The organism is Burkholderia seminalis DSM 23518 (assembly GCF_902832885.1).
Classification (GTDB): Bacteria; Pseudomonadota; Gammaproteobacteria; order Burkholderiales; family Burkholderiaceae; genus Burkholderia; species Burkholderia seminalis.
The window spans coordinates 467,565-487,849 of the sequence record NZ_CADFDK010000005.1 but is presented as its reverse complement, the minus strand read 5'-3'; the positions used below and the strand labels follow the sequence as shown (position 1 = coordinate 487,849).

At 66.5% G+C, this 20,285-nt stretch carries 18 protein-coding genes and 1 tRNA gene; 10 read left to right on the top strand and 9 right to left on the bottom strand.

Features of this window, described 5'->3' with window-relative positions; all coding sequences use genetic code 11:
• Nucleotides 1-3 precede the first annotated feature (3 nt).
• The 5 genes from HWX00_RS19230 to HWX00_RS19210 form a co-directional block, all read right to left on the bottom strand.
• Nucleotides 4-1,215 carry a type II secretion system F family protein gene (locus tag HWX00_RS19230; RefSeq protein ID WP_175027952.1) on the bottom strand — a complete coding sequence of 404 codons (1,212 nt, stop codon included), beginning with the start codon at nt 1,213-1,215 and terminating at the stop codon, nt 4-6.
• Complete coding sequence (locus HWX00_RS19225; protein ID WP_049030432.1) at nt 1,212-2,489, bottom strand: GspE/PulE family protein; 1,278 nt, start codon at nt 2,487-2,489, stop codon at nt 1,212-1,214. The genes HWX00_RS19230 and HWX00_RS19225 overlap by 4 nt, the downstream gene beginning before the upstream one ends.
• An 83-nt stretch (nt 2,490-2,572) precedes the next feature.
• Nucleotides 2,573-3,865, bottom strand: a complete 1,293-nt coding sequence (locus tag HWX00_RS19220) for an HlyC/CorC family transporter (protein ID WP_175027950.1) — start codon at nt 3,863-3,865, stop codon at nt 2,573-2,575.
• Between the two features lie 141 nt (nt 3,866-4,006).
• Nucleotides 4,007-4,083 (bottom strand) — tRNA-Pro (locus tag HWX00_RS19215).
• Nucleotides 4,084-4,263: 180 nt separating this feature from the next.
• The gene (locus tag HWX00_RS19210) at nt 4,264-5,259 is read right to left on the bottom strand and encodes a polyprenyl synthetase family protein (protein ID WP_031398933.1); all 996 of its coding nucleotides are present in this window, start codon (nt 5,257-5,259) and stop codon (nt 4,264-4,266) included.
• A gap of 210 nt (nt 5,260-5,469) precedes the next feature.
• Here HWX00_RS19210 and rplU point away from each other — a divergent pair, with 210 nt between their 5' ends.
• From rplU to proB, 4 genes are all read left to right on the top strand, one after another.
• A complete protein-coding gene (gene rplU / locus HWX00_RS19205) occupies nt 5,470-5,781 on the top strand; it encodes a 50S ribosomal protein L21 (RefSeq protein WP_027783472.1) in 312 nt (103 codons plus the stop codon).
• Nucleotides 5,782-5,805: 24 nt separating this feature from the next.
• Nucleotides 5,806-6,069 carry a 50S ribosomal protein L27 gene (gene rpmA / locus HWX00_RS19200; RefSeq protein WP_006476999.1) on the top strand — a complete coding sequence of 88 codons (264 nt, stop codon included), beginning with the start codon at nt 5,806-5,808 and terminating at the stop codon, nt 6,067-6,069.
• A 187-nt stretch (nt 6,070-6,256) separates the two neighbouring features.
• Nucleotides 6,257-7,369, top strand: coding sequence for a GTPase ObgE (obgE, locus tag HWX00_RS19195; RefSeq protein ID WP_175027948.1), 1,113 nt, complete (start codon nt 6,257-6,259; stop codon nt 7,367-7,369).
• A gap of 90 nt (nt 7,370-7,459) precedes the next feature.
• Nucleotides 7,460-8,578, top strand: coding sequence for a glutamate 5-kinase (gene proB / locus HWX00_RS19190; RefSeq protein ID WP_034186370.1), 1,119 nt, complete (start codon nt 7,460-7,462; stop codon nt 8,576-8,578).
• Nucleotides 8,579-8,681: 103 nt separating this feature from the next.
• Here the strand turns inward: proB and HWX00_RS19185 are convergent, their stop codons facing one another.
• The gene (locus HWX00_RS19185) at nt 8,682-9,290 is read right to left on the bottom strand and encodes a CNP1-like family protein (protein ID WP_034186371.1); all 609 of its coding nucleotides are present in this window, start codon (nt 9,288-9,290) and stop codon (nt 8,682-8,684) included.
• A 13-nt stretch (nt 9,291-9,303) separates the two neighbouring features.
• Nucleotides 9,304-9,951 carry an RNA pyrophosphohydrolase gene (locus tag HWX00_RS19180; protein WP_034186372.1) on the bottom strand — a complete coding sequence of 216 codons (648 nt, stop codon included), beginning with the start codon at nt 9,949-9,951 and terminating at the stop codon, nt 9,304-9,306.
• Between the two features lie 218 nt (nt 9,952-10,169).
• Between HWX00_RS19180 and HWX00_RS19175 the strand changes: the two genes are divergently transcribed.
• Nucleotides 10,170-11,906: a proline--tRNA ligase gene (locus HWX00_RS19175; RefSeq protein WP_049030429.1), complete on the top strand. Its 1,737-nt coding sequence runs from the start codon at nt 10,170-10,172 to the stop codon at nt 11,904-11,906.
• Nucleotides 11,907-11,927: 21 nt separating this feature from the next.
• Nucleotides 11,928-12,530, top strand: a complete 603-nt coding sequence (locus HWX00_RS19170) for a MarC family protein (protein WP_034186374.1) — start codon at nt 11,928-11,930, stop codon at nt 12,528-12,530.
• A gap of 82 nt (nt 12,531-12,612) precedes the next feature.
• Here the strand turns inward: HWX00_RS19170 and HWX00_RS19165 are convergent, their stop codons facing one another.
• Nucleotides 12,613-13,164, bottom strand: coding sequence for a hypoxanthine-guanine phosphoribosyltransferase (locus HWX00_RS19165; protein WP_034186375.1), 552 nt, complete (start codon nt 13,162-13,164; stop codon nt 12,613-12,615).
• A 95-nt stretch (nt 13,165-13,259) separates the two neighbouring features.
• Nucleotides 13,260-14,627 carry a signal recognition particle protein gene (gene ffh, locus HWX00_RS19160; protein WP_034186376.1) on the bottom strand — a complete coding sequence of 456 codons (1,368 nt, stop codon included), beginning with the start codon at nt 14,625-14,627 and terminating at the stop codon, nt 13,260-13,262.
• An 89-nt stretch (nt 14,628-14,716) separates the two neighbouring features.
• Between ffh and HWX00_RS19155 the strand changes: the two genes are divergently transcribed.
• The 4 genes from HWX00_RS19155 to HWX00_RS19140 all read left to right on the top strand — a co-directional run bounded on the left by HWX00_RS19155 (nt 14,717) and on the right by HWX00_RS19140 (nt 19,990).
• Nucleotides 14,717-15,610 (top strand): cytochrome C assembly family protein, encoded by an 894-nt coding sequence (locus tag HWX00_RS19155; protein WP_034186377.1) that lies wholly within the window; start codon nt 14,717-14,719, stop codon nt 15,608-15,610.
• Nucleotides 15,611-15,623: 13 nt separating this feature from the next.
• Entirely contained in the window at nt 15,624-15,941 is a 318-nt protein-coding gene (locus HWX00_RS19150; RefSeq protein WP_034186378.1) for a PP0621 family protein, read from the top strand.
• Nucleotides 15,938-16,528: a 1,6-anhydro-N-acetylmuramyl-L-alanine amidase AmpD gene (gene ampD / locus HWX00_RS19145; RefSeq protein ID WP_034186379.1), complete on the top strand. Its 591-nt coding sequence runs from the start codon at nt 15,938-15,940 to the stop codon at nt 16,526-16,528. Before HWX00_RS19150 ends, ampD begins: the two co-directional genes overlap by 4 nt.
• A gap of 456 nt (nt 16,529-16,984) precedes the next feature.
• Nucleotides 16,985-19,990 (top strand): ribonucleoside-diphosphate reductase subunit alpha, encoded by a 3,006-nt coding sequence (locus tag HWX00_RS19140; protein WP_124609726.1) that lies wholly within the window; start codon nt 16,985-16,987, stop codon nt 19,988-19,990.
• Nucleotides 19,991-20,285: the final 295 nt, after the last annotated feature.

Below are 20,285 nucleotides of genomic sequence, written 5' to 3'. Positions count from 1 at the left end.
ATGCTACACCACGTTGCCGAGCTGAAGGATGGGCAGGTACATCGCGATCACGAGGCCGCCGACAAGTGCGCCCAGGACGATCACGATCAGCGGTTCGCCGAGCGCCGCGAGCGCATCGAGACGCGTGTCGAGCTGGCGTTCGCAGAGCGCCGCGATGTCGGCGAGCATCGTGTCGAGCGCACCGGTTTCCTCGGCGACGGCGATCGGCTGGACGACGTCGTCCGGAAAGCAGCCGGCCGAGCGCATCGCATCGGCGAGGCGCGCGCCGCGCAACACGCGTGCCGCGACGTGCGCGGTGGCGTGCGCGAACACCGGATGGCCGGCCGTGCGCTCGAGGGTGGCGAAGGCGTCGGCGAGCGGCACGCCGGCGCCGAGCAGCGTTGCAAGCGAACGGCACCAGCGTGCGGCCGCGTATCGCTCGAGCGCGCTGCCCGCGAGCGGCGCCCGCAGCAGGCAGCGCGCGACCGCATGGCGCAACGGTGCGGACCGCCGAAGCGCGTGCTGCGCGGCGAGTGCCGCTGCCGCGGCGCCGGCCACGAGCGCGCCGCCCCACGCCGACAATGCGGAAGACAGCGCGAGCAGCACGCGGGTCGGCGCGGGCAGGGCTGCGCCGAAACCGTCGAAAATCTGCCGGAACGTCGGCACGACCCACACCATCAGCGCGGCCGAGATCGCGAGCGCGAACAGGATGACGGCGGCCGGATACGCGAGGGCGGCCCGCAGTTTGCGCCATTGCGTATCGGCGCGCTCGCGGTGTTCGGCGACGCGCGTCAGCACGATGCCGAGCGAGCCGGACGCTTCGCCGACTTCGATCAACTGACGGTACAGCGTGCCGAACTGCGACGGATAGCGCGCGAGCGCGTCGGCGAAGCGCCGCCCGCCGACGATCTCGCGGGCGAGGCCCGCGGCGATGCGCGGCACGCCGTCGCGCGACCGTGTACGCGCGAGCATCTCGAGCGACGGTGCGATCGGCAGCCCGGCCTGCAACAGGCTCGCGAGCTGGCGCGTGAAACGCGTGATCTCCCGCGCGCCGGCCGTCGGCGGTCGGGCCGGCCCGCGGACGTCGAGCGACAACACCGCGATGCCGTCGCGTGCGAGCGTGGCGCGCGCGGCTGCGGCGTCGAAGGCGACGACGGTTCCGCGGTGCGGTGTGCCGTCGCGACGGCGGCCGCGCCACGCGAAGCGGGTTTCGCGCGGCGGCGTGGGCGTGCTCATACGGCGGGGGTGGCGGCGACGGCTTCCGCGAGGCTCGTCGTGCCGTCCCGCACGCGTGCGAATGCGGCATCGCGCAGGTTGCGCACGCCTTCGGCTGCCGCGCATTGCGCGAGCGCCCCGACGCTTGCGCGCGCGACGATGCGCTCCGCGAGTTCCGGCGAGACTGGCATCGTCTGATGCAGCCCGATGCGGCCGCGATAGCCGATCCCGTGACAGGCGGCGCAGCCGCGCGCGACGAAGGGCCGCCATCCGGCCGCCAGCGCCGCCGGGTCGCAGCCGGCTTCCCGCAGCCCGCGCGCCGGTGCGTCCGACGGGACACGGCATGCGACGCACAGGCGCCGGACGAGGCGCTGCGCGGTGACGAGCTGCAGCGCGGCCGCGAGGTTGTACGGCGCGACGCCGATATCGAGCATGCGGGCGATGGCGGCCGGCGCGTCGTTCGTGTGCAGCGTCGACAGTACGAGATGGCCGGTCTGCGCGGCCTTGATCGCGACGTCGGCCGTTTCGGCATCGCGTATCTCGCCGACCATGATGATGTCCGGATCCTGCCGCAACAGCGCACGCAGCGCCGTCGCGAACGTGAGCCCGGCCTTTTCGGCGACACCGACCTGGTTGATCCCGTCGAGCTGGATCTCGGCGGGATCCTCGACCGTGCAGACGTTGTGCGCGTCGCGATCGAGCATCTGCAGCGCGCAGTAGAGCGATAGCGTCTTGCCGCTGCCGGTCGGGCCGGTGACGAGCACGAGGCCATGCGGTGCGCGTATCGCGGCCTCCATCGCGGCGGCCTGCTGCGCGTCGAAGCCGAGACGGGCGAGCGTGAGATCGGGCGGCAGCGTGTCGAGGCGCCGCAGCACCAGCTTTTCGCCGAACAGCGTCGGCAGCGAGCTGACGCGATAGTCGCCGCGCGTGCCGCCGTCGATCGCGATGCGCAGCCTGCCGTCCTGCGGAAGTCGCCGCTCGGCGATGTCCATGCGCGCGAGCACCTTGATTCGCGTGACGAGCGCGTCGCGCAGGTGCGCGGGCGGCCGCGCGTGGTCGTGCAGCACGCCGTCGATACGCAGGCGGATGCGCCAGCCGGTTTCGAACGGCTCGACGTGGATGTCGGATGCATCGCGCACGCGTGCCGCGTGCAGCGTGTCCGTCAGCAGCCGCACGGCCGGCGCATCGTCGAGCTGGGCCGCGTCGAGTGCGTGAGGCACGGCGGCAGGCGGCGCGGCGGAGCGGGCGGGCGGCGGCTGCATGCGCAGCGGCGCCCCGGAAGGAGGAAAAGGCATGTGAGCCGGCACGCTGGCCGCCTGTTGACCGTGACCTGCAGATGGTCGCGCGTCGCGGGCGGCGCCGGCAGTCGGCCGTTCGGCTAGCGGGTGGCGGCGCGTGCGGTGCGCGCGCCGCGCGGCTTGAAGAGCTTGACGGTGCGCACGGCCTGATCGTCGCTGCGCATCACCTCGAGCATCACGTCGCCGATCTTCAGGCACACGTCGTCTTCCGGAATTTCCTCGAGGATTTCGAGCACCAGTCCGTTCAGCGTCTTCGGACCGTCGGTCGGCAGCTTCAGGTGCAGCCAGCGGTTCAGTTCGCGCAGCGGCATGCTGGCCGACACGATGCATTCGCCGTTCTCGTCCCAGCCGCCCGCGCGTTCGCTGCGCGGCATCGACGTCGTGAATTCGCCGATCAGTTCCTCGATGATGTCTTCGGGCGTGACGAGCCCTTCGAGCTCGCCGTACTCGTTGACGACGAGCGCGGTGCGTTGCCGCGTTTCCTGGAAGAACTGGAGCTGCTGGACCACCGGCGTGCCCGACGGCACGTAGTACGGCTCGGCGAGCAGCGTGCGCAGCGTCTCGCGGTCGAACTCCTGATTGTGGAGCGCGGTCAGCGTCTTGCGCACGTGCAGCACGCCGAGCACCTTGTCGATGTCGCCTTCGTAGACGACGAGCCGGTTGTGATAGCAGGTCTCGAGCTGGTGCAGGACGTCGTCGAGCGGCGCGTAGAAGTTGAGCGACTCGATCTGTCGGCGCGGCACCATCACGTCATCGACCGTGATGTTCTCGAGGTCGAACAGGTTGAGCAGGATGCTGCGGTGCTTGGTCGGCATGAAGCTGCTCGACTCGAGCACGATGGCGCGCAGCTCGTCGGCCGACATCCGCTGGTCGCGACCCTTCTTCGTGTTGATGCGCAGCGCCCACAGCACGCCGTTCGCGAGCGCGTTGACGAACCAGACGACCGGCTTGAACACGCGCATCAGCGGCGCGATCACGAGGCTCGCGGGCAGGGCGATGCGTTCGGGGAAGGTCGCGCCGACGATCTTCGGTGCGATTTCCGCGAACACGATGATCAGGAACGCGACGATGCCGGTCGCGATCGACAGCGCGAGGTTGTTGCGGCCGAACGTATGCAGCGCGAGCGACGTCGTCAGGACCGGGATGATCGTGTTGAACAGGTTGTTGCCGATCAGGATCACGCTGAGCAGCAGGTCAGTGCGCGTGAGCAGGCCTTGCGTGGTTTTCGCGCCGAGCGCGCCCTGGCCGGCGAGATGCTTCAGCCGATGGCGGTTGAGCGCCATCATCGCGGTCTCGGAAATCGAAAAGAAGCTGGAACAGAGGAGAAGCAGGAAGACGGCGCCGATTTGCGCCCATAAGGGAATTTGGTCCACGCGTCGGATGGGCAGTGAAGGACAGGGATGGAGGGAATATAGCAGAGGCCGGCGACCGCGATGTGTCGTGCGCGACACATGGGGCCTGAGGCGGCCGGGCAAAAAAAAACCGTGCACACGGTGCACGGTTTTTTACAAATCTGGTCGGGGTGAGAGGATTCGAACCTCCGGCCTCTACGTCCCGAACGTAGCGCTCTACCAGGCTAAGCTACACCCCGATTTGGACTCTTCCGATTTCGCCGTCTTCTTCAAGACCGCTGCGTCGTCGAGCAAGAACATAACTATAACGACGTTTCTTTAAAAAGGGAAGGCCTTGGAGAAGAAAATTTTCGAGACAGGTGAATTTCCCGTGTCGACGGTGCGTCGTCGCAGCCGTGGCGGCGACGCACGCGATCGGCTTACGACTGTCGCGACGTCGAATACGAGCACAGCGCGAGCAGGCTCTCCTTGTAGATCGAATCGGGGAACGCGGCGATCGCGGCGGCTGCGGCCTGCGCTTCCTGACGCGCGCATTCGAGCGTGTGATCGAGTGCGCCGGAGCGCGTGATCGCGTCGAAGATCGTGTCGAAACGATCGGTGCCGCCCTGTTCGATCGCTTCGCGCGCCAGTGCCGACTGCTCGGGCGTGCCGCGTTCGATCAGATAGATGAGCGGCAGCGTCGGCTTGCCTTCGCGCAGGTCGTCGCCGGCGTTCTTGCCCATGGCCTCGACGGTGCCTGCGTAGTCGAGCCAGTCGTCCATGATCTGGAACGCGGTACCGATGCGGCGCCCGTATTCGGCGGCGGCGGCCTCGGTCGGCGCATCGGCGCCCGCGAGCACGGCGCCCAGGCGGGCCGACGCCTCGAACAGCTTGGCCGTCTTGTAGCGGATCACCTGCATGTAGCGCGTTTCGTCGACGTCCGCGTCGTGCATGTTGAGGAGCTGCAGCACCTCGCCTTCGGAAATGATCGTCGTCGCTTCGGACAGGATCTCCATCACGCGCATCTTGCCGACGCCGACCATCATCTCGAACGAGCGCGAGTAGAGGTAATCGCCTACCAGCACGCTCGCCGCGTTGCCGAACAGCGCATTGGCGGTCTGGCGGCCGCGGCGCAGCTCGGATTCGTCGACGACGTCGTCATGCAGCAGCGTGGCCGTGTGGATGAACTCGACGACGGCGGCCAGCACGTGCCGCTGGTGCGACGTTTCGCCGAGCGCGCCGGCGACGAGCAGCAGCAACGCCGGACGCAGCCGCTTGCCGCCCGCACCGATGATGTACTCGGCGATCTGGTTGATCAGCAGCACGTCGGACGCGAGGCTTTGCCGGATAACGCGATTTACCTGCTCCATGTCGCTGGTGATCGGAGCGAGCAGGTGGGCGGCGCTGAGGGTGGGGGAGGCGGTGGACGACGACATGATGATGGAATTGGGTGATGCGGCGGATTATAAGTCGAATCCGCGAAATCCCGGTCTGTCAGACGTGCCGCAGCCGTGATTTTGGCCGTTCGGCCGGGGCTTGTGCGCGGCAATCGTCGATCGGTTTTGACTTCGGTGCTAACCCCATGTATAATCACGTGTTTTCCGCGCGTGGTGTGCGGAAAAATTGGATCCAGAGTGAGGTTCTCAATGTACGCGGTCATAAAAACCGGCGGCAAGCAGTACAAGGTTGCCGTTGGCGAAAAACTCAAAGTAGAACAGATACCGGCTGACATTGACGCTGAAATCACGCTCGACCAGGTTCTCGCAGTGGGCGAAGGCGAATCGATTAAGTTCGGTGCGCCGCTGGTCAGTGGGGCTTCCGTCAAGGCCACCGTTGTGTCGCACGGTCGTCATGCCAAGGTCACCATCTTCAAGATGCGTCGCCGGAAGCACTACCAAAAGCACGGCGGCCACCGCCAGAACTACACTGAGCTGCGCATCGACGCGATCAACGCGTAAGCGCCTCGGTAAAGGAGCAATCAGATGGCACACAAAAAGGCAGGCGGCTCTTCCCGGAACGGCCGCGACTCCGAGTCGAAGCGTCTCGGCGTGAAAGTGTACGGCGGCCAGGCAATCAATGCCGGCGGCATCATCGTGCGTCAGCGCGGTACGCGCATGCACGCAGGCGAGAACGTCGGCATGGGCAAGGATCACACCCTGTTCGCGCTGGTCGACGGTCACGTCAAGTTCGCGACGAAGGGCGCGGACAAGAAGCATCTGGTCATCGTCGTCCCGGCGGCTGCCTAAGTCAGGCACCCACGGGCTTCGTAGCCGAAAGGCCCCGCAGTCTTCGCGGGGCCTTTTTTTATTTGGTCGCCGGGCGCATGCGCGGGCCGGCGACCCTCGCGCAACCGGCGTACGATCGGCCGAACGGCAGATTGTTCAAGCGTGCCGGCGCGCGGCACAATAGCGGAAATACTGGGCGGAGTGACGAATGAAGTTCATTGACGAAGCACGAATCGAAGTCATCGCCGGAGACGGGGGTGATGGCAGCGCGTCGATGCGCCGCGAGAAGTTCGTCCCGTTCGGCGGGCCGGACGGCGGCGACGGCGGCCGGGGCGGCAGCGTCTACGCGATCGCCGACCGCAACATCAATACGCTGATCGACTACCGATACGCGAAGAAGCATCTCGCGCGCAACGGCGAAAACGGTCGCGGCTCGGATTGCTACGGCAAGGGCGGCGACGACGTTACGCTGCGCATGCCGGTGGGCACGATCATCAGCGACATGGATACCGGCGAGCTGATCGCCGACCTGACCGAGCACGACCAGCAGGTGATGCTTGCCCAGGGTGGTGCCGGCGGGCTCGGCAACCTGCATTTCAAGTCGAGCACGAACCGTGCGCCGCGCCAGAAGACGGACGGCAAGCCGGGCGAGCGGCGCATGCTGAAGCTTGAGCTGAAGGTGCTCGCCGACGTCGGTCTGCTCGGCATGCCGAACGCGGGCAAATCGACGTTCATCTCGTCGGTGTCGAACGCGCGGCCGAAGATCGCCGACTACCCGTTCACGACGCTTGCGCCGAACCTCGGCGTGGTGCGGGTCGGCCCGAGCAAGAGCTTCGTGATCGCCGACATCCCGGGGCTGATCGAGGGCGCGGCCGAAGGCGCGGGCCTCGGGCATCAGTTCCTGCGCCACCTGCAGCGCACCGGCGTGCTGCTGCATCTGGTCGATCTGGCGCCGTTCGACGAAAGCGTCGATCCGGTCGCGGAAGCCACCGCGATCGTCGGCGAGCTGCGCAAGTACGACGAAGCGCTGTACGAAAAGCCGCGCTGGCTCGTGCTCAACAAGCTCGACATGGTGCCGGAAGACGAGCGCGAGGCGCGCGTCGCCGATTTCCTCGACCGTTTCGGCTGGGACGGCCCCGTGTTCGAGATTTCGGCGTTGACGGGCCAGGGGTGCGAAGCGCTGTGCTACGCGATCTACGATTACCTGTCCGAGCATTCGGACGCACACCGTGCGGCGGAAGCGGAAGATCTCGCGGCGGACGTGCGTTTCCGCGATGCGCCGCCGGCGAACGGCAGTGCGGCGCCGGGCGACGACGCCTGAGCGGTTCCGGAACGCGCCGGGCGTGCCGCCCGGCGTCGGCGTTCAATCGCGCCCTGCCGGGCAGGCATCAGATACAGGAGACAGTGCAGGATGCGTTCGATCATCGCGGATTCGAAGCGATTGGTGGTGAAGGTGGGTTCCAGCCTCGTGACCAACGACGGCAAGGGGCTCGATCATGCTGCAATCGGCCGCTGGGCAGCCCAGATCGCCGCATTGCGCGCGCAGGGCAAGGAAGTCGTGCTCGTCAGTTCGGGCGCGATCGCGGAAGGGATGCAGCGCCTCGGCTGGAGCAAGCGGCCGCGCGAAATCGATGAGTTGCAGGCCGCGGCGGCGGTCGGCCAGATGGGGCTCGCGCAGGTCTATGAGAGCCGCTTCACCGAACACGACATCCGCACCGCGCAGATCCTGCTCACGCACGCCGACCTGGCCGATCGCGAGCGCTACCTGAATGCGCGCTCGACGCTGCTCACGCTGCTGCGGCTCGGCGTCGTGCCGATCATCAACGAGAACGACACGGTCGTCACCGACGAAATCAAGTTCGGCGACAACGACACGCTCGGCGCGCTCGTCGCGAACCTGATCGAAGGCGATGCGCTGATCATCCTGACCGACCAGACCGGGCTGTTCACGGCCGATCCGCGCAAGGACCCGAACGCGACGCTCGTCGCCGAGGCCAATGCGGGCGCGCCGGAGCTCGAGGCGATGGCCGGCGGCGCCGGTTCGAGCCTCGGTCGCGGCGGGATGCTGACGAAGATCCTCGCGGCGAAGCGTGCGGCACACAGCGGCGCGAACACCGTGATCGCGAGCGGCCGGGAGGCCGACGTGCTCGTGCGCCTGGCGGCCGGCGAGGCGATCGGCACCCAGCTGATCGCGCGTACCGCGCGGATGGCGGCGCGCAAGCAATGGATGGCCGACCATCTGCAGGTGCGCGGCCATGTCGTGATCGACGCCGGCGCGGTCGAAAAGCTGACGGCCGGCGGCAAGAGCCTGCTGCCGATCGGCGTGATCGACGTGCAGGGCGCGTTCGCGCGCGGCGAGGTGATCGCGTGTGTCGGCCCCGACGGGCGCGAAGTGGCGCGCGGGCTCACGAACTACAGCAGCGCGGAAACGAAGCTGATTCACCGCAAGCCGAGCGGCGAGATCGAGGCGGTGCTCGGCTACATGCTGGAGCCGGAACTGATCCATCGCGACAACCTCGTGCTGGTGTGATCGCCGGCCAGGTTTCGGGTGTCCAGGCAGTCCAATGAAAAAGCCCGCGCGACGCGGGCTTTTTCGAGTGGCATGCGATGCGGAGGGCCCGCACCGTGCGCCGTCAACGCAACTGCGTCATCGCGGTGCGGTGGAACCGGATGTTTTCCAGGATCTGCCGGGTCGAGCCTTGCGGCATCTTGTTCGAGCAGAAGTAGTCCTGATACAGCGCGGAGTGGTAAGCGTTCAGTTCGCCGTTCTCGATGCGCCGCCAGTCGTTCTCGACCGTGCGATCCCAGCCGTTGTGGTCCGAGTTCAGGCCCGCGTACTGGCGCCATTCGTAGGTGTCGCAGCGGATGCCTTCGTAGTTCACGTTGCGCGCGCCGGCCGGGCTCGTGATGACGACCGCGTAGCGCACGACGCCATCGGAGCCGACGTCGAGCGACTTCGCGTCGACGAAGAACTTGAGCGGCGTGTTCTGCGATACGTTGAACGGCAGCAGGTCGCCCGTTTGCGGCAGCGGCGGCAGCGTGTCGACCGTGTTTTCCTTCCAGTTCCCCTGGCGGTCCAGCAGATAGACGAACTCGCTGTCATCCTTGTTGGACGGCGCTTTCGAATTCGCGCAGCCGGCCAGGGCAGCCATCGCGGCGATCGATGCGAGCGCGAGAGCAATCGCTTTCAATATGCATTCCTCGTAAAAAAAGGGCGCGACACCATGGTCGCGCCCGGTCATGCAGTCCGACTCGTCATTTGCCGACGATCACGTGGGGCGGCATCTCGTCGAGCGTGCTCGCCTCCACTTCGATCTCCGAACACACTACCGATGTGTCGACAATCGTCAGCGTCTGCTGGGCCTGTACGCCAATGACGCGCGGATAGCGCGACATTCGCGGCCCGCGCGGCTTCTCGGCTCGCTGCGCCGGGCGGCGCAGGAAGCGCGACAGTTCCGTCAGCGCCAACTGATAGACATCCCGCTTGAACTCGATCACCGCATCGAGCGGTACCCAGTACTCGTTCCAGCGCCACGCATCGAACTCCGGGTGATCGGTCGCGCGCAAGCAAATGTCGCAATCGCGTCCAACCATCCGCAGCAGGAACCAGATCTGCTTCTGGCCGCGGTAATGACCGCGTACTTCGCGTTTGATGAACTTGTCAGGCACCTCGTAACGCAACCAGTCGCGAGTGCGGCCGATTATCTTGACGTGTTCCGGATGCAGGCCCGTTTCCTCGTGCAGTTCCCGGTACATCGCCTGCATGGGGGTCTCGCCGTACTTGATCCCACCTTGAGGAAACTGCCAGGAATGCTCGCGGAGCCGCTTGCCCCAAAACACCTCGTTGCGCGCGTTCAAGAGGATGATGCCGACGTTCGGGCGAAAGCCTTCACGATCCAGCATACAACCACCTTCGAATCCTTTAAAATTGCTTTGATTATAAACAGATAACGGGCGCTGCGCACCGTGACGGAGCGAAACCGCGCGGGGTGCACCGACTGAATTGTCCCTGATTAGTCTGCTACGTCATCTGCGCCATCGTCGTTCGTCGCGCGCAGCTTTTTCACCTTGAAACTTTTTCGGGCGCCCCGCCTGGGGGCGCCGTTTTTGGAACCGTCCGCATGAAAGCTTCCCGTTTCTTTATCGGCACCCTGAAAGAAGCTCCCGCCGACGCGGAGATCGTCAGCCACAAGCTGATGGTCCGCGCCGGCATGATCCGTCGCGTCGCCGGCGGCATCTATAACTACCTGCCGGTCGGCTTGCGTTCGATTCGCAAGGTCGAGGCGATCGTGCGCGAGGAAATGAACCGGGCGGGCGCCATCGAGCTGCTGATGCCGGCCGTGCAGCCGGCCGAGCTGTGGCAGGAATCGGGCCGCTGGGAACAGTACGGCCCCGAGCTGCTGCGCTTCAAGGACCGCAAGGACAACGACTTCGTGATCGGGCCGACGCACGAGGAAGTCATTACCGACATCGCGCGCAACCAGATCAAGAGCTACCGGCAGATGCCGGTGAACTTCTACCAGATCCAGACGAAGTTCCGCGACGAGATCCGTCCGCGCTTCGGCGTGATGCGCGGCCGCGAATTCATCATGAAGGACGCGTATTCGTTCGACAAGGACGCGGCCGGCCTGAACGAGTCGTATCGCAAGATGTACGACGCGTACGTGCGCATCTTCACGCGCCTCGGCCTCGAGTTCCGCGCGGTCGCGGCCGACAGCGGCTCGATCGGCGGCAATTTCTCGCACGAGTTCCACGTGATCGCCGACACCGGCGAGGACGCGATCGCCTACTGCCCGACCTCCGACTTCGCGGCGAACATCGAAGCGGCCGAAGCCCTGCCGCTGATCGCCGAACGCGCGGCGCCGGCGCAAGCGCTGGAAAAGGTCGCGACGCCCGGCAAGGCGAAGTGCGAAGCCGTTGCCGAACTGCTGGCGATCCCGCTCGAGCGCACGATCAAGTCGATCGTGCTCGCGACCGACAACGAAGGCGCCGAGCCGACGATCTGGCTGGTGATGCTGCGCGGCGACCACGACCTGAACGAGATCAAGGTGTCGAAGCTGCCGGGTCTGAAGAACCACCGCTTCGCGACCGAACAGGAAATCGTCGAGTGGTTCGGCACGCCGCCGGGCTACCTCGGCCCGGTCGGCACGAAGAAGCCCGTGAAGGTGATCGCGGACCGTACGGTCGCGAACATGAGCGACTTCGTCGTCGGCGCGAACGAGGTCGACTATCACATCGCCGGCGTGAACTGGGGCCGCGACCTGCCGGAGCCGGACGTCGCCGACGTGCGCAACGTGAAGAAGGGCGACGCGTCGCCGGACGGCAAGGGCGTGATCGACATCTGCCGCGGGATCGAGGTCGGCCACGTGTTCCAGCTCGGCACCAAGTATTCGGAAGCGATGGGTGCGACGTTCCTCGACGAGTCGGGCAAGCCGCAGCCGATGCTGATGGGCTGCTACGGCGTCGGCGTCACGCGCATTCTCGGCGCGGCGATCGAACAGAACTTCGACGACAAGGGCATCATCTGGCCCGAGTCGATCGCGCCGTTCGAAGTCGTGCTGTGTCCGATGGGCTATGACCGCAGCGAGATGGTGCGCGAGACGGCCGACAAGCTGTACGCGGAACTCGTCGCGGCCGGCATCGACGTGATCCTCGACGACCGCGGCGAGCGCCCGGGCGTGATGTTCGCCGACTGGGAACTGATCGGCGTGCCGCACCGCCTGGTGATCGGCGAGCGCGGCCTGAAGGAAGGCAAGATCGAGTACCAGGGCCGCCGCGACGCCGAAGCGACGCTGTTGCCGGCCGACGCGGCTGCGGCGACGGTCGCGGAGAAGATCCGCGCCGCGCTCGCCCGCTAAGCTCGGCGCCCGGGGGACACGATGGAATACACGTTCCTGTCGGCCACCGTGCTCCTGGTGCTGATCACCGATCCGCTCGGCAACATCCCGCTGTTCATTTCGGCGATGCGGGACGTGCCGCGCGAGCGGCGCGTGAAGCTGATCCTGCGTGAAGTGGGGATCGCGTTCGTGATCCTGCTGTTCTTCATGGTGGTCGGCGACCGCTTCCTGCGGATGATGAGCCTCACCGACCTGTCGCTGCGGCTCGGCGGCGGGATCGTGCTGTTCCTGATCGCGCTGCGGATGATCTTCCCGCACCCGGACGGCGCGCTCGGCAGCGATCCGCGCGCGGGCGGCGAACCGTTCATCGTGCCGCTCGCGATTCCGGCACTCGCCGGGCCGTCCGCGCTGGCGACGGTGATGCTGCTGACGTCGCAGGCGCCCGGCAAGATGCTCGAGTGGGCCGGCGCGCTGACGGTCACGATGCTCGTCTGCGCGATCACGCTGGTGCTGGCCGAGCGGATCCAGCAATGGCTCGGCGAGCGGACGGTCGCGGCGTTCGAGCGGCTGATGGGCCTCGTGCTCGTCGCGATCTCGGTCGAGATGCTGCTGGCCGGCATTCGCGCGTTCGTGCACCAGTTGTAGGGCAGGCCGCGTACGCACGAAAAAAAGCGGCGCGCCGGGAAACCGGCGCGCCGCTTTTCTTATGGGGCCGGCAGGGCGGCGATCAGACGTCGGCGGTCAGCGCGCGGATCGTCGGCAGGTTGCGCCAGTAGCCCTTTGCGTCCATCCCGCAGCCGAACACGTAGCGGTCCGGCACCGAGAAGCCGCAGAAGTCGGGGTGCAGCGGCTTCGCCTTCGCGAGCGTCTTCTCGCACAGCACGGCCGACATGAAGCGCTGCGCGCCCATGTCGAGGATCCGGTCGCGGATCGCGGCCATCGTCTCGCCCTCGTCGAGGATGTCGTCGAGCACGAGCACGATCCGGTCCTTCACCGATTCGCGCGGCGCGACGCGCCAGTGCATTTCCGGGCTGCCCTGCGTCGTGTTGCGGTAGCGGGTCAGGTGGATGTAGTCGAATTCGAGCGGGAAATCGAGATGCGGCAGCAGCATCCCGGTAAACACCGCGGCGCCGCCCATCACCGAGAGAACGAGCGGGAACGCGTCGCCGATCTCGGCGCGGATCGCGTCGGCCATCTTGGAGATCGACGCGTTGACGGCATCGGCCGACACGATCTCTTCGGAGTGGTTGAAAATGTGGAGGGCTTCTTCGCGGTTCATGTGTTCTGGCGGGCAGTCGGTATACAAATAAGAATGAAGCAGAACGGCGGGCGCGCGCTACAGCAAAAACCCGCGCGCCCGGCCGGCGGGCGGAATCAGCGCATGCCGGGCATCATGCCCTTCAGGCCGCGCATCATCTTCTGCATGTTGCCGCCCTTCAGCTTCTTCATCATCGTACGCATCTGATCGTACTGGTTCAGCATCCGGTTGACTTCCTGCACCGGCACGCCCGCGCCGGCTGCAATGCGGCGCTTGCGCGTCGCCTTGATGATTTCGGGTTTGGCACGCTCGGCCGGCGTCATCGAGCTGATGATGCCTTCCATCCGGCGGATCTGCTTTTCGGCCTGGCCCATGTCGGCCCCGGCGGCCGCCTGCTGGAACTGCGCGGGCAGCTTGTCCATCAGCGACGACAGGCCGCCCATGTTCTTCATCTGCGAGATCTGCGCGCGGAAATCGTTCAGGTCGAAGTCGCCGCCTTTCTTGACCTTGTCGGCCAGCTTCTGCGCGGCCTGCACGTCGACGCCGCGCTGTGCCTCCTCGACGAGCGCGAGGATGTCGCCCATGCCGAGGATCCGGTTCGCCATCCGGTCGGGGTGGAACACTTCCAGGCCGTCGAGCTTCTCGGCGACACCGACGAACTTGATCGGCTTGCCCGTGATGTGGCGCACCGACAGCGCGGCGCCGCCGCGCGAGTCGCCGTCGAGCTTGGTCAGCACGACGCCGGTGAGCGGCAGCGTGTCGTTGAACGCCTTCGCGGTGTTGACCGCATCCTGGCCGAGCATCGCGTCGACGACGAACAGCGTTTCGGCCGGCTTCAGCGTGCCGTGCAGCGCGGCGATTTCCTGCATCATCGCCTCGTCGATACCGAGGCGGCCGGCCGTGTCGACGATCAGTACGTCATGGTAGTGGCGCTTCGCCCAGTCGACGGCCGCAATTGCGATGTCGACGGGTTTCTGGTCGGGCGTGGACGGGAAGAAGTCGGCGCCGACCTGTTCGCTCACCGTTTTCAGCTGCATGATCGCGGCCGGGCGATACACGTCGCACGACACGGTCAGCACCTTCTTCTTGTACTTCTCGCGCAGCAGCTTCGCGAGCTTGCCGGCGGTCGTGGTCTTGCCCGCGCCCTGCAGGCCGGCCATCAGGATCACGGCGGGCGGCGTGACCGCGAGGTTCAGCTCGGCGGCCTTGCCTTCGTAGTCGCCGCCGATCACGGCGGTCAGTTCCTTCTGGACCACGCCGACGAGCGCCTGGCCCGGCGACAGGCTGCTGATCACTTCTTCGCCGAGCGCCTTTTCCTTGACCTTGGCGATGAATTCGCGGACGACCGGCAGCGAAACGTCGGCCTCGAGCAGCGCGAGACGCACCTCGCGGAGCATCTCCTGCGTGTTCGCCTCGGTGAGCCGGGCCTCGCCGCGCAGCGTCTTGACGACGCGCGCCATCCGTTGAGTGAGATTGTCGAGCATGGGGAGCGATGGACAGTGGGGCCCGAAGGCGCGGCGGAACCGAACAAAGGGAGCCGTCGCGGGAAGGGGGCCTAGTGTAAACTTCGAACATGGATATTGTACTGTATGCCCTCACCGCATTCCTGTACGGCGGCCTCGCCGTCGCAGGCTGGCGCACGCACCGCCAGGGTGCGACGCCGCTCGTCGCGAGCGTGCCGGCCGTGCCGGTTCCCGCGTCCGCCGCGTCGGGGATGAGCGGGGCCGGCCGCGCGCTGCTGTTCGCCGCGCTCGTCGCGCACGGCGTACTGCTCCACATGACGATCTTTCCGAACGACGCGATGGTGTTCGGCTTCGCGTTCGCGCTGTCCGCGATGTTCTGGCTCGGCGCCGGCATCTACTGGATCGAGAGCTTCTTCTTCCCGCTCGACAGCCTGCGCCTGCTGGTCTTGCCGCTCGCGTGCGGCGCGTCGCTGCTGCCGCTCGTGTTCGGCGGCGTGCGGGTGCTTCCTTATGCCGCGGCGCCGCTGTTCAAGCTGCACTTCCTGATTGCGAACATCGCGTACGGGTTGTTCGCGATCGCCGCGCTGCACGCGATCCTGATGCTGATGGTCGAGCGGCGGCTGCAGTCGCTGCGCAGCGGCGGGCGCGACGGCTCGACGGGCTGGATCGCGAGCTGGCTCGAAACGCTGCCGCCGCTGCTCACGCTCGAGAAGCTGCTGTTCCGCCTGATCGGCGCCGGCTTCGTGCTGCTCACGCTGACGCTCGCGTCGGGCATCCTGTTCAGCGAGCAGATCGACGCGCGCGCGCTGCGGCTCGATCACAAGACCGTGTTCGCGATCCTGTCGTGGCTGATGTTCGGCGGCCTGCTGGTTGCCCGCAAGACATCGGGCTGGCGCGGCCGCGGCGCCGCGCGCTGGGTGCTCGTGTCGTTCGCCGCGCTGCTGCTCGCGTATGTCGGCAGCCGGTTCGTTTTCGAGGTGCTGCTGCACCGTTCCGTGGTTTGACCGCAGGTTTCCGATGCGACAGATTCTTCTCCTGATCCTTCTCTTCTTCGCGGGTTCGTGGCTCGCGCGCAAGCTGCGCCACGCGCAGGAGCATGCGCAGGCGCGCACCGGCCGCGGCGCCGGTTATGACGGCGCGTCCGGCGCCGGCGGCCCCGGAGCCGCGCGGCCGAACGGCGACGCGCGGTCGCTGCCCGAGCCGATGGTGCGCTGCGCCGAATGCGGCGTGCATGCGCCGAAGGGCGAAGCGGTCGCCGCGGGCGGCGACTACTTCTGCAGCGCCGAGCACGCGCAGCGCCACGCCGCGCGCGCGAACGGTCGCGACGTGCGATGAGCGACGCGCCGACGTTGTCGGTCGACGCGAACGGCTGGGTGCGCGAAGCGCGCCATGCGCCGTCGCCGAACTTCGAGAGGCGGCCCGCGGGCGCGGTGCCGACGCTCGTGGTTGTCCACAACATCAGCCTGCCGCCCGGCGAATTCGGCGGCGACGCGATCGAGTCGCTGTTCCTGAACCGCCTCGACTGCGATGCGCACCCGTATTACCAGCGCCACCTGCGCGGCGTGCGCGTGTCCGCCCATTTCCTGATCCGCCGCGGCGGCGAGCTCGTGCAGTTCGTGTCGTGCGACGAGCGCGCGTGGCACGCGGGCTCGTCCGAGTTCTTCGGCCGGACGCGCTGCAACGACTTCTCGATCGGCATCGAGCTCGAAGGCGCGGACGACGTGCCGTTCGACGACGCGCAATACGCGGTGCTCGCCGCGCTGTCCCGCGCGCTCGCCGCGCGCTACCCGGTCGACGCATTCGCCGGGCACTCGGACGTCGCGCCGGGCCGCAAGACCGACCCGGGCCCGCACTTCGATTGGCAACGCTTCGCGAGCGATGCCGGTTTTTCCGCCGAATACTTTCCTTTCCGTCAGCACTGATCGCGGGGTTTTTTGAGCGGAGAAAGTTTTTTCTCCGACCAATGCCTTGTCGTGTCTGCGCGTGAGCGATGTCAAGACCTTCGCCGCAAATTATCCGTTTTGACCTCGTCCGAATGTCCACTATACTTGGTGCCAGTTGAGCAGTTCTGTACTAGATATAGTGTGTGTCGCAGGGGAAAACCCGAGCGGCACCGGCCGGCGGGCAACGCCGGCGGACAGGGTTCTCAGGGCGACGCGTCAGGCCGGGCGGTCCGGGCGTCGCGATCAGCGCAGCGAACATCGACGGGGCAGGGTAGACATGACGAAGCACACGACCGGCCAGGTTGTCGCGCATCGACCGAACCGGCTTCCCCGGCGCATCGCTCGCCTCTTACCGCTCGCGCACCGCGTTGCGCAGCGTTCGTTTTAATCCGCGGTTCTTTCTCTCCGCACCATCCAACACCAGGAGCTTTGCACATGCAAACCACCGACAACGCGACGTCCCAGTACGAGAGCGCCTCGAGCCGTCCGCTCGGCGGGACCGAACAGGGCGCGAAGGCGCTCGCGCCGCAGGCCACGTTCGCCGACTACAAGGTGATCCGCCGCAACGGCAGCGTGGTGTCGTTCGAACCCTCGAAGATCGCGATCGCGGTGACCAAGGCTTTCCTGGCCGTCAACGGCGGGCAGGGCGCGGCTTCGGCACGCGTGCGCGAGCAGGTCGAACAGCTGACGCACAACGTCGTGCGCGCACTCGTGCGCAGCCGCCCGAACGGCGGTACGTTCCATATCGAAGACATCCAGGACCAGGTCGAACTCGCGCTGATGCGCGGCGGCGAGCACAACGTCGCGCGTGCGTACGTGCTGTATCGCGAGAAGCGTCACCTCGAGCGCCAGCATGCGGGCGAGGACGCAGCGGCAGCGGGCGGCGAGTCGAGCACCGGCATCAACGTCGTCGACAACGGCGTCACGCGCCCGCTCGACCTGAACGCGCTGCGCGCGCTGATCGTGTCGGCATGCGACGGCCTCGGTGCTGCGGTTAACCCTGACCCGATCGTCGCGGAGACGGTGAAGAACCTGTACGACGGCGTGCCGATGAGCCAGGTCTACGACTCGGCGATCCTCGCGGCGCGCACGATGATCGAGAAGGACCCGGCCTACAGCCAGGTCACGGCCCGCATCCTGCTGCACACGATCCGTCGCGAGATCCTCGGCGAGGAAGTCGTGCAGGCCGAGATGTCGACCCGCTACGCGGAATACTTCCCGCAGTTCCTGAAGCGCGGCGTCGACGCCGGCCTGCTCGACGACAAGCTGCTGCAGTTCGACCTGAAGCGCCTCGGCGAAGCCCTCGACGCGAACCGCGACCTGCAGTTCGGCTACCTGGGCCTGCAGACGCTGTACGACCGCTACTTCCTGCACGTCGAAGGCACCCGCATCGAAATGCCGCAGGCATTCTTCATGCGCGTCGCGATGGGCTTGTCGCTGAACGAGATCGACCGCGAAACGCGTGCGATCGAGTTCTACAACGTGCTGTCGAGCTTCGACTTCATGAGCTCGACGCCGACGCTGTTCAACTCGGGCACGCACCGCTCGCAACTGTCGTCGTGCTACCTGACGACGGTCGCGGACGATCTCGACGGCATCTATGAAGCGCTGAAGGAAAACGCGCTGCTGTCGAAGTTCGCCGGCGGCCTCGGCAACGACTGGACGCGTGTGCGCGCACTCGGCTCGCATATCAAGGGCACGAACGGCAAGTCGCAAGGCGTGGTCCCGTTCCTGAAGGTCGTGAACGACACGGCCGTCGCGGTGAACCAGGGCGGCAAGCGCAAGGGCGCGGTCTGCGCGTACCTCGAATCGTGGCACCTCGACATCGAGGAGTTCCTCGAGCTGCGCAAGAACACCGGTGACGACCGTCGCCGTACGCACGACATGAACACGGCGAACTGGATTCCCGACCTGTTCATGAAGCGCGTGATGGAAGGCGCCGACTGGACGCTGTTCTCGCCGTCGACCTGCCCGGACCTGCACGACAAGTTCGGTGCCGACTTCGAGAAGGCTTACACGGCTTACGAAGAGAAGGTCGCGCGCGGCGAGATCAAGCTGTTCAAGAAGATCCCGGCGCAGCAGCTCTGGCGCAAGATGCTCGGCATGCTGTTCGAGACGGGTCACCCGTGGATCACGTTCAAGGATCCGTGCAACGTCCGCTCGCCGCAGCAGCACGTCGGCGTCGTCCACTCGTCGAACCTGTGCACGGAAATCACGCTGAACACGAGCGACACCGAAATCGCGGTGTGCAACCTCGGCTCGGTGAACCTCGTCGCCCACCTGGTGAAGCAGGCCGACGGCAGCTACGCGCTCGACCACGACAAGCTGAAGCGCACGATCAGCGTCGCGATGCGCATGCTCGACAACGTGATCGACATCAACTACTACGCGGTGCCGAAGGCGCGTAACTCGAACCTGAAGCACCGCCCGGTCGGCATGGGCATCATGGGCTTCCAGGACTGCCTGCACCTGCTGCGCACGCCGTACGCGTCGGAAGCGGCGGTCGAGTTCGCGGACCGGTCGATGGAAGCGGTCTGCTACTACGCGTACTACGCGTCGACCGAGCTGGCCGAAGAGCGCGGCCGCTACTCGAGCTACCGCGGCTCGCTGTGGGATCGCGGCATCCTTCCGCAGGACACGCTGAAGCTGCTGACGGAAGCGCGCGGCGGCTATGTCGAGGTCGACACGTCGGAGTCGCTCGACTGGACGACGCTGCGTTCGCGGATCGCCGCGCACGGCATGCGCAACTCGAACTGCGTCGCGATCGCGCCGACGGCGACGATCTCGAACATCATCGGTGTGTCGGCCTGTATCGAGCCGACCTTCCAGAACCTGTACGTGAAGTCGAACCTGTCGGGCGAATTCACGGTGGTGAACGAGTACCTGGTGCGCGACCTGAAGGAACGCGGCCTGTGGGACGAAGTGATGGTCGCCGACCTGAAGTACTTCGACGGCATGCTGTCGCGCATCGACCGCATCCCGGCCGACCTGCGCGCGATCTACGCGACCGCGTTCGAAGTCGACCCGACGTGGCTGGTCGAAGCGGCATCGCGTCGCCAGAAGTGGATCGACCAGGCGCAGTCGCTGAACATCTACATGGGCGGCGCGTCGGGCAAGAAGCTCGACGAGGTCTACAAGCTCGCATGGCTGCGCGGCCTGAAGACGACCTACTACCTCCGCACGATGGCGGCGACGCACGTCGAGAAGTCGACGGTCGCACACGGCGCGCTGAACGCCGTGCCGACGGGCGGCGCGGGCAACGGCGGTTCGGGCAGCGGCGGCGCGCAAGGCGCGGCAGGCGGCTTCGGTGCGGCGGGTGGCGATGTGTCGTCGGGCGCGATCAATGCAGCGCCGGCACTCGCGCCGGTCGAGGCGGACGGTCCGGTGTGCACGATGCGTCCGGGCGATCCGGGCTTCGACGAGTGCGAAGCGTGCCAGTAACGCAGTGCGCCTGACCTGAGAAGCAGGCAAAGGCGGCGCACACGACGACCGATCGAGGTTGAAGTGTGCGCCGCTCTCAACTAAAAAAATGATAAGGAATCTGTAACGCGCCACCTGCGTTGCAGGCAGTGACAAGCGATCGAAACATCCCCGACGGCGTCGCGTTTCGATCGGCGTTCGATGCGTCGGGCGCACCTCGCGATACATGCGCAACTCACTTCGCGCGCTGCATGAACGACGATGCGTTGCTCAAAGTGTTGTATCGAGGTCGCAACGCGAATCGAAAAAAGGATTT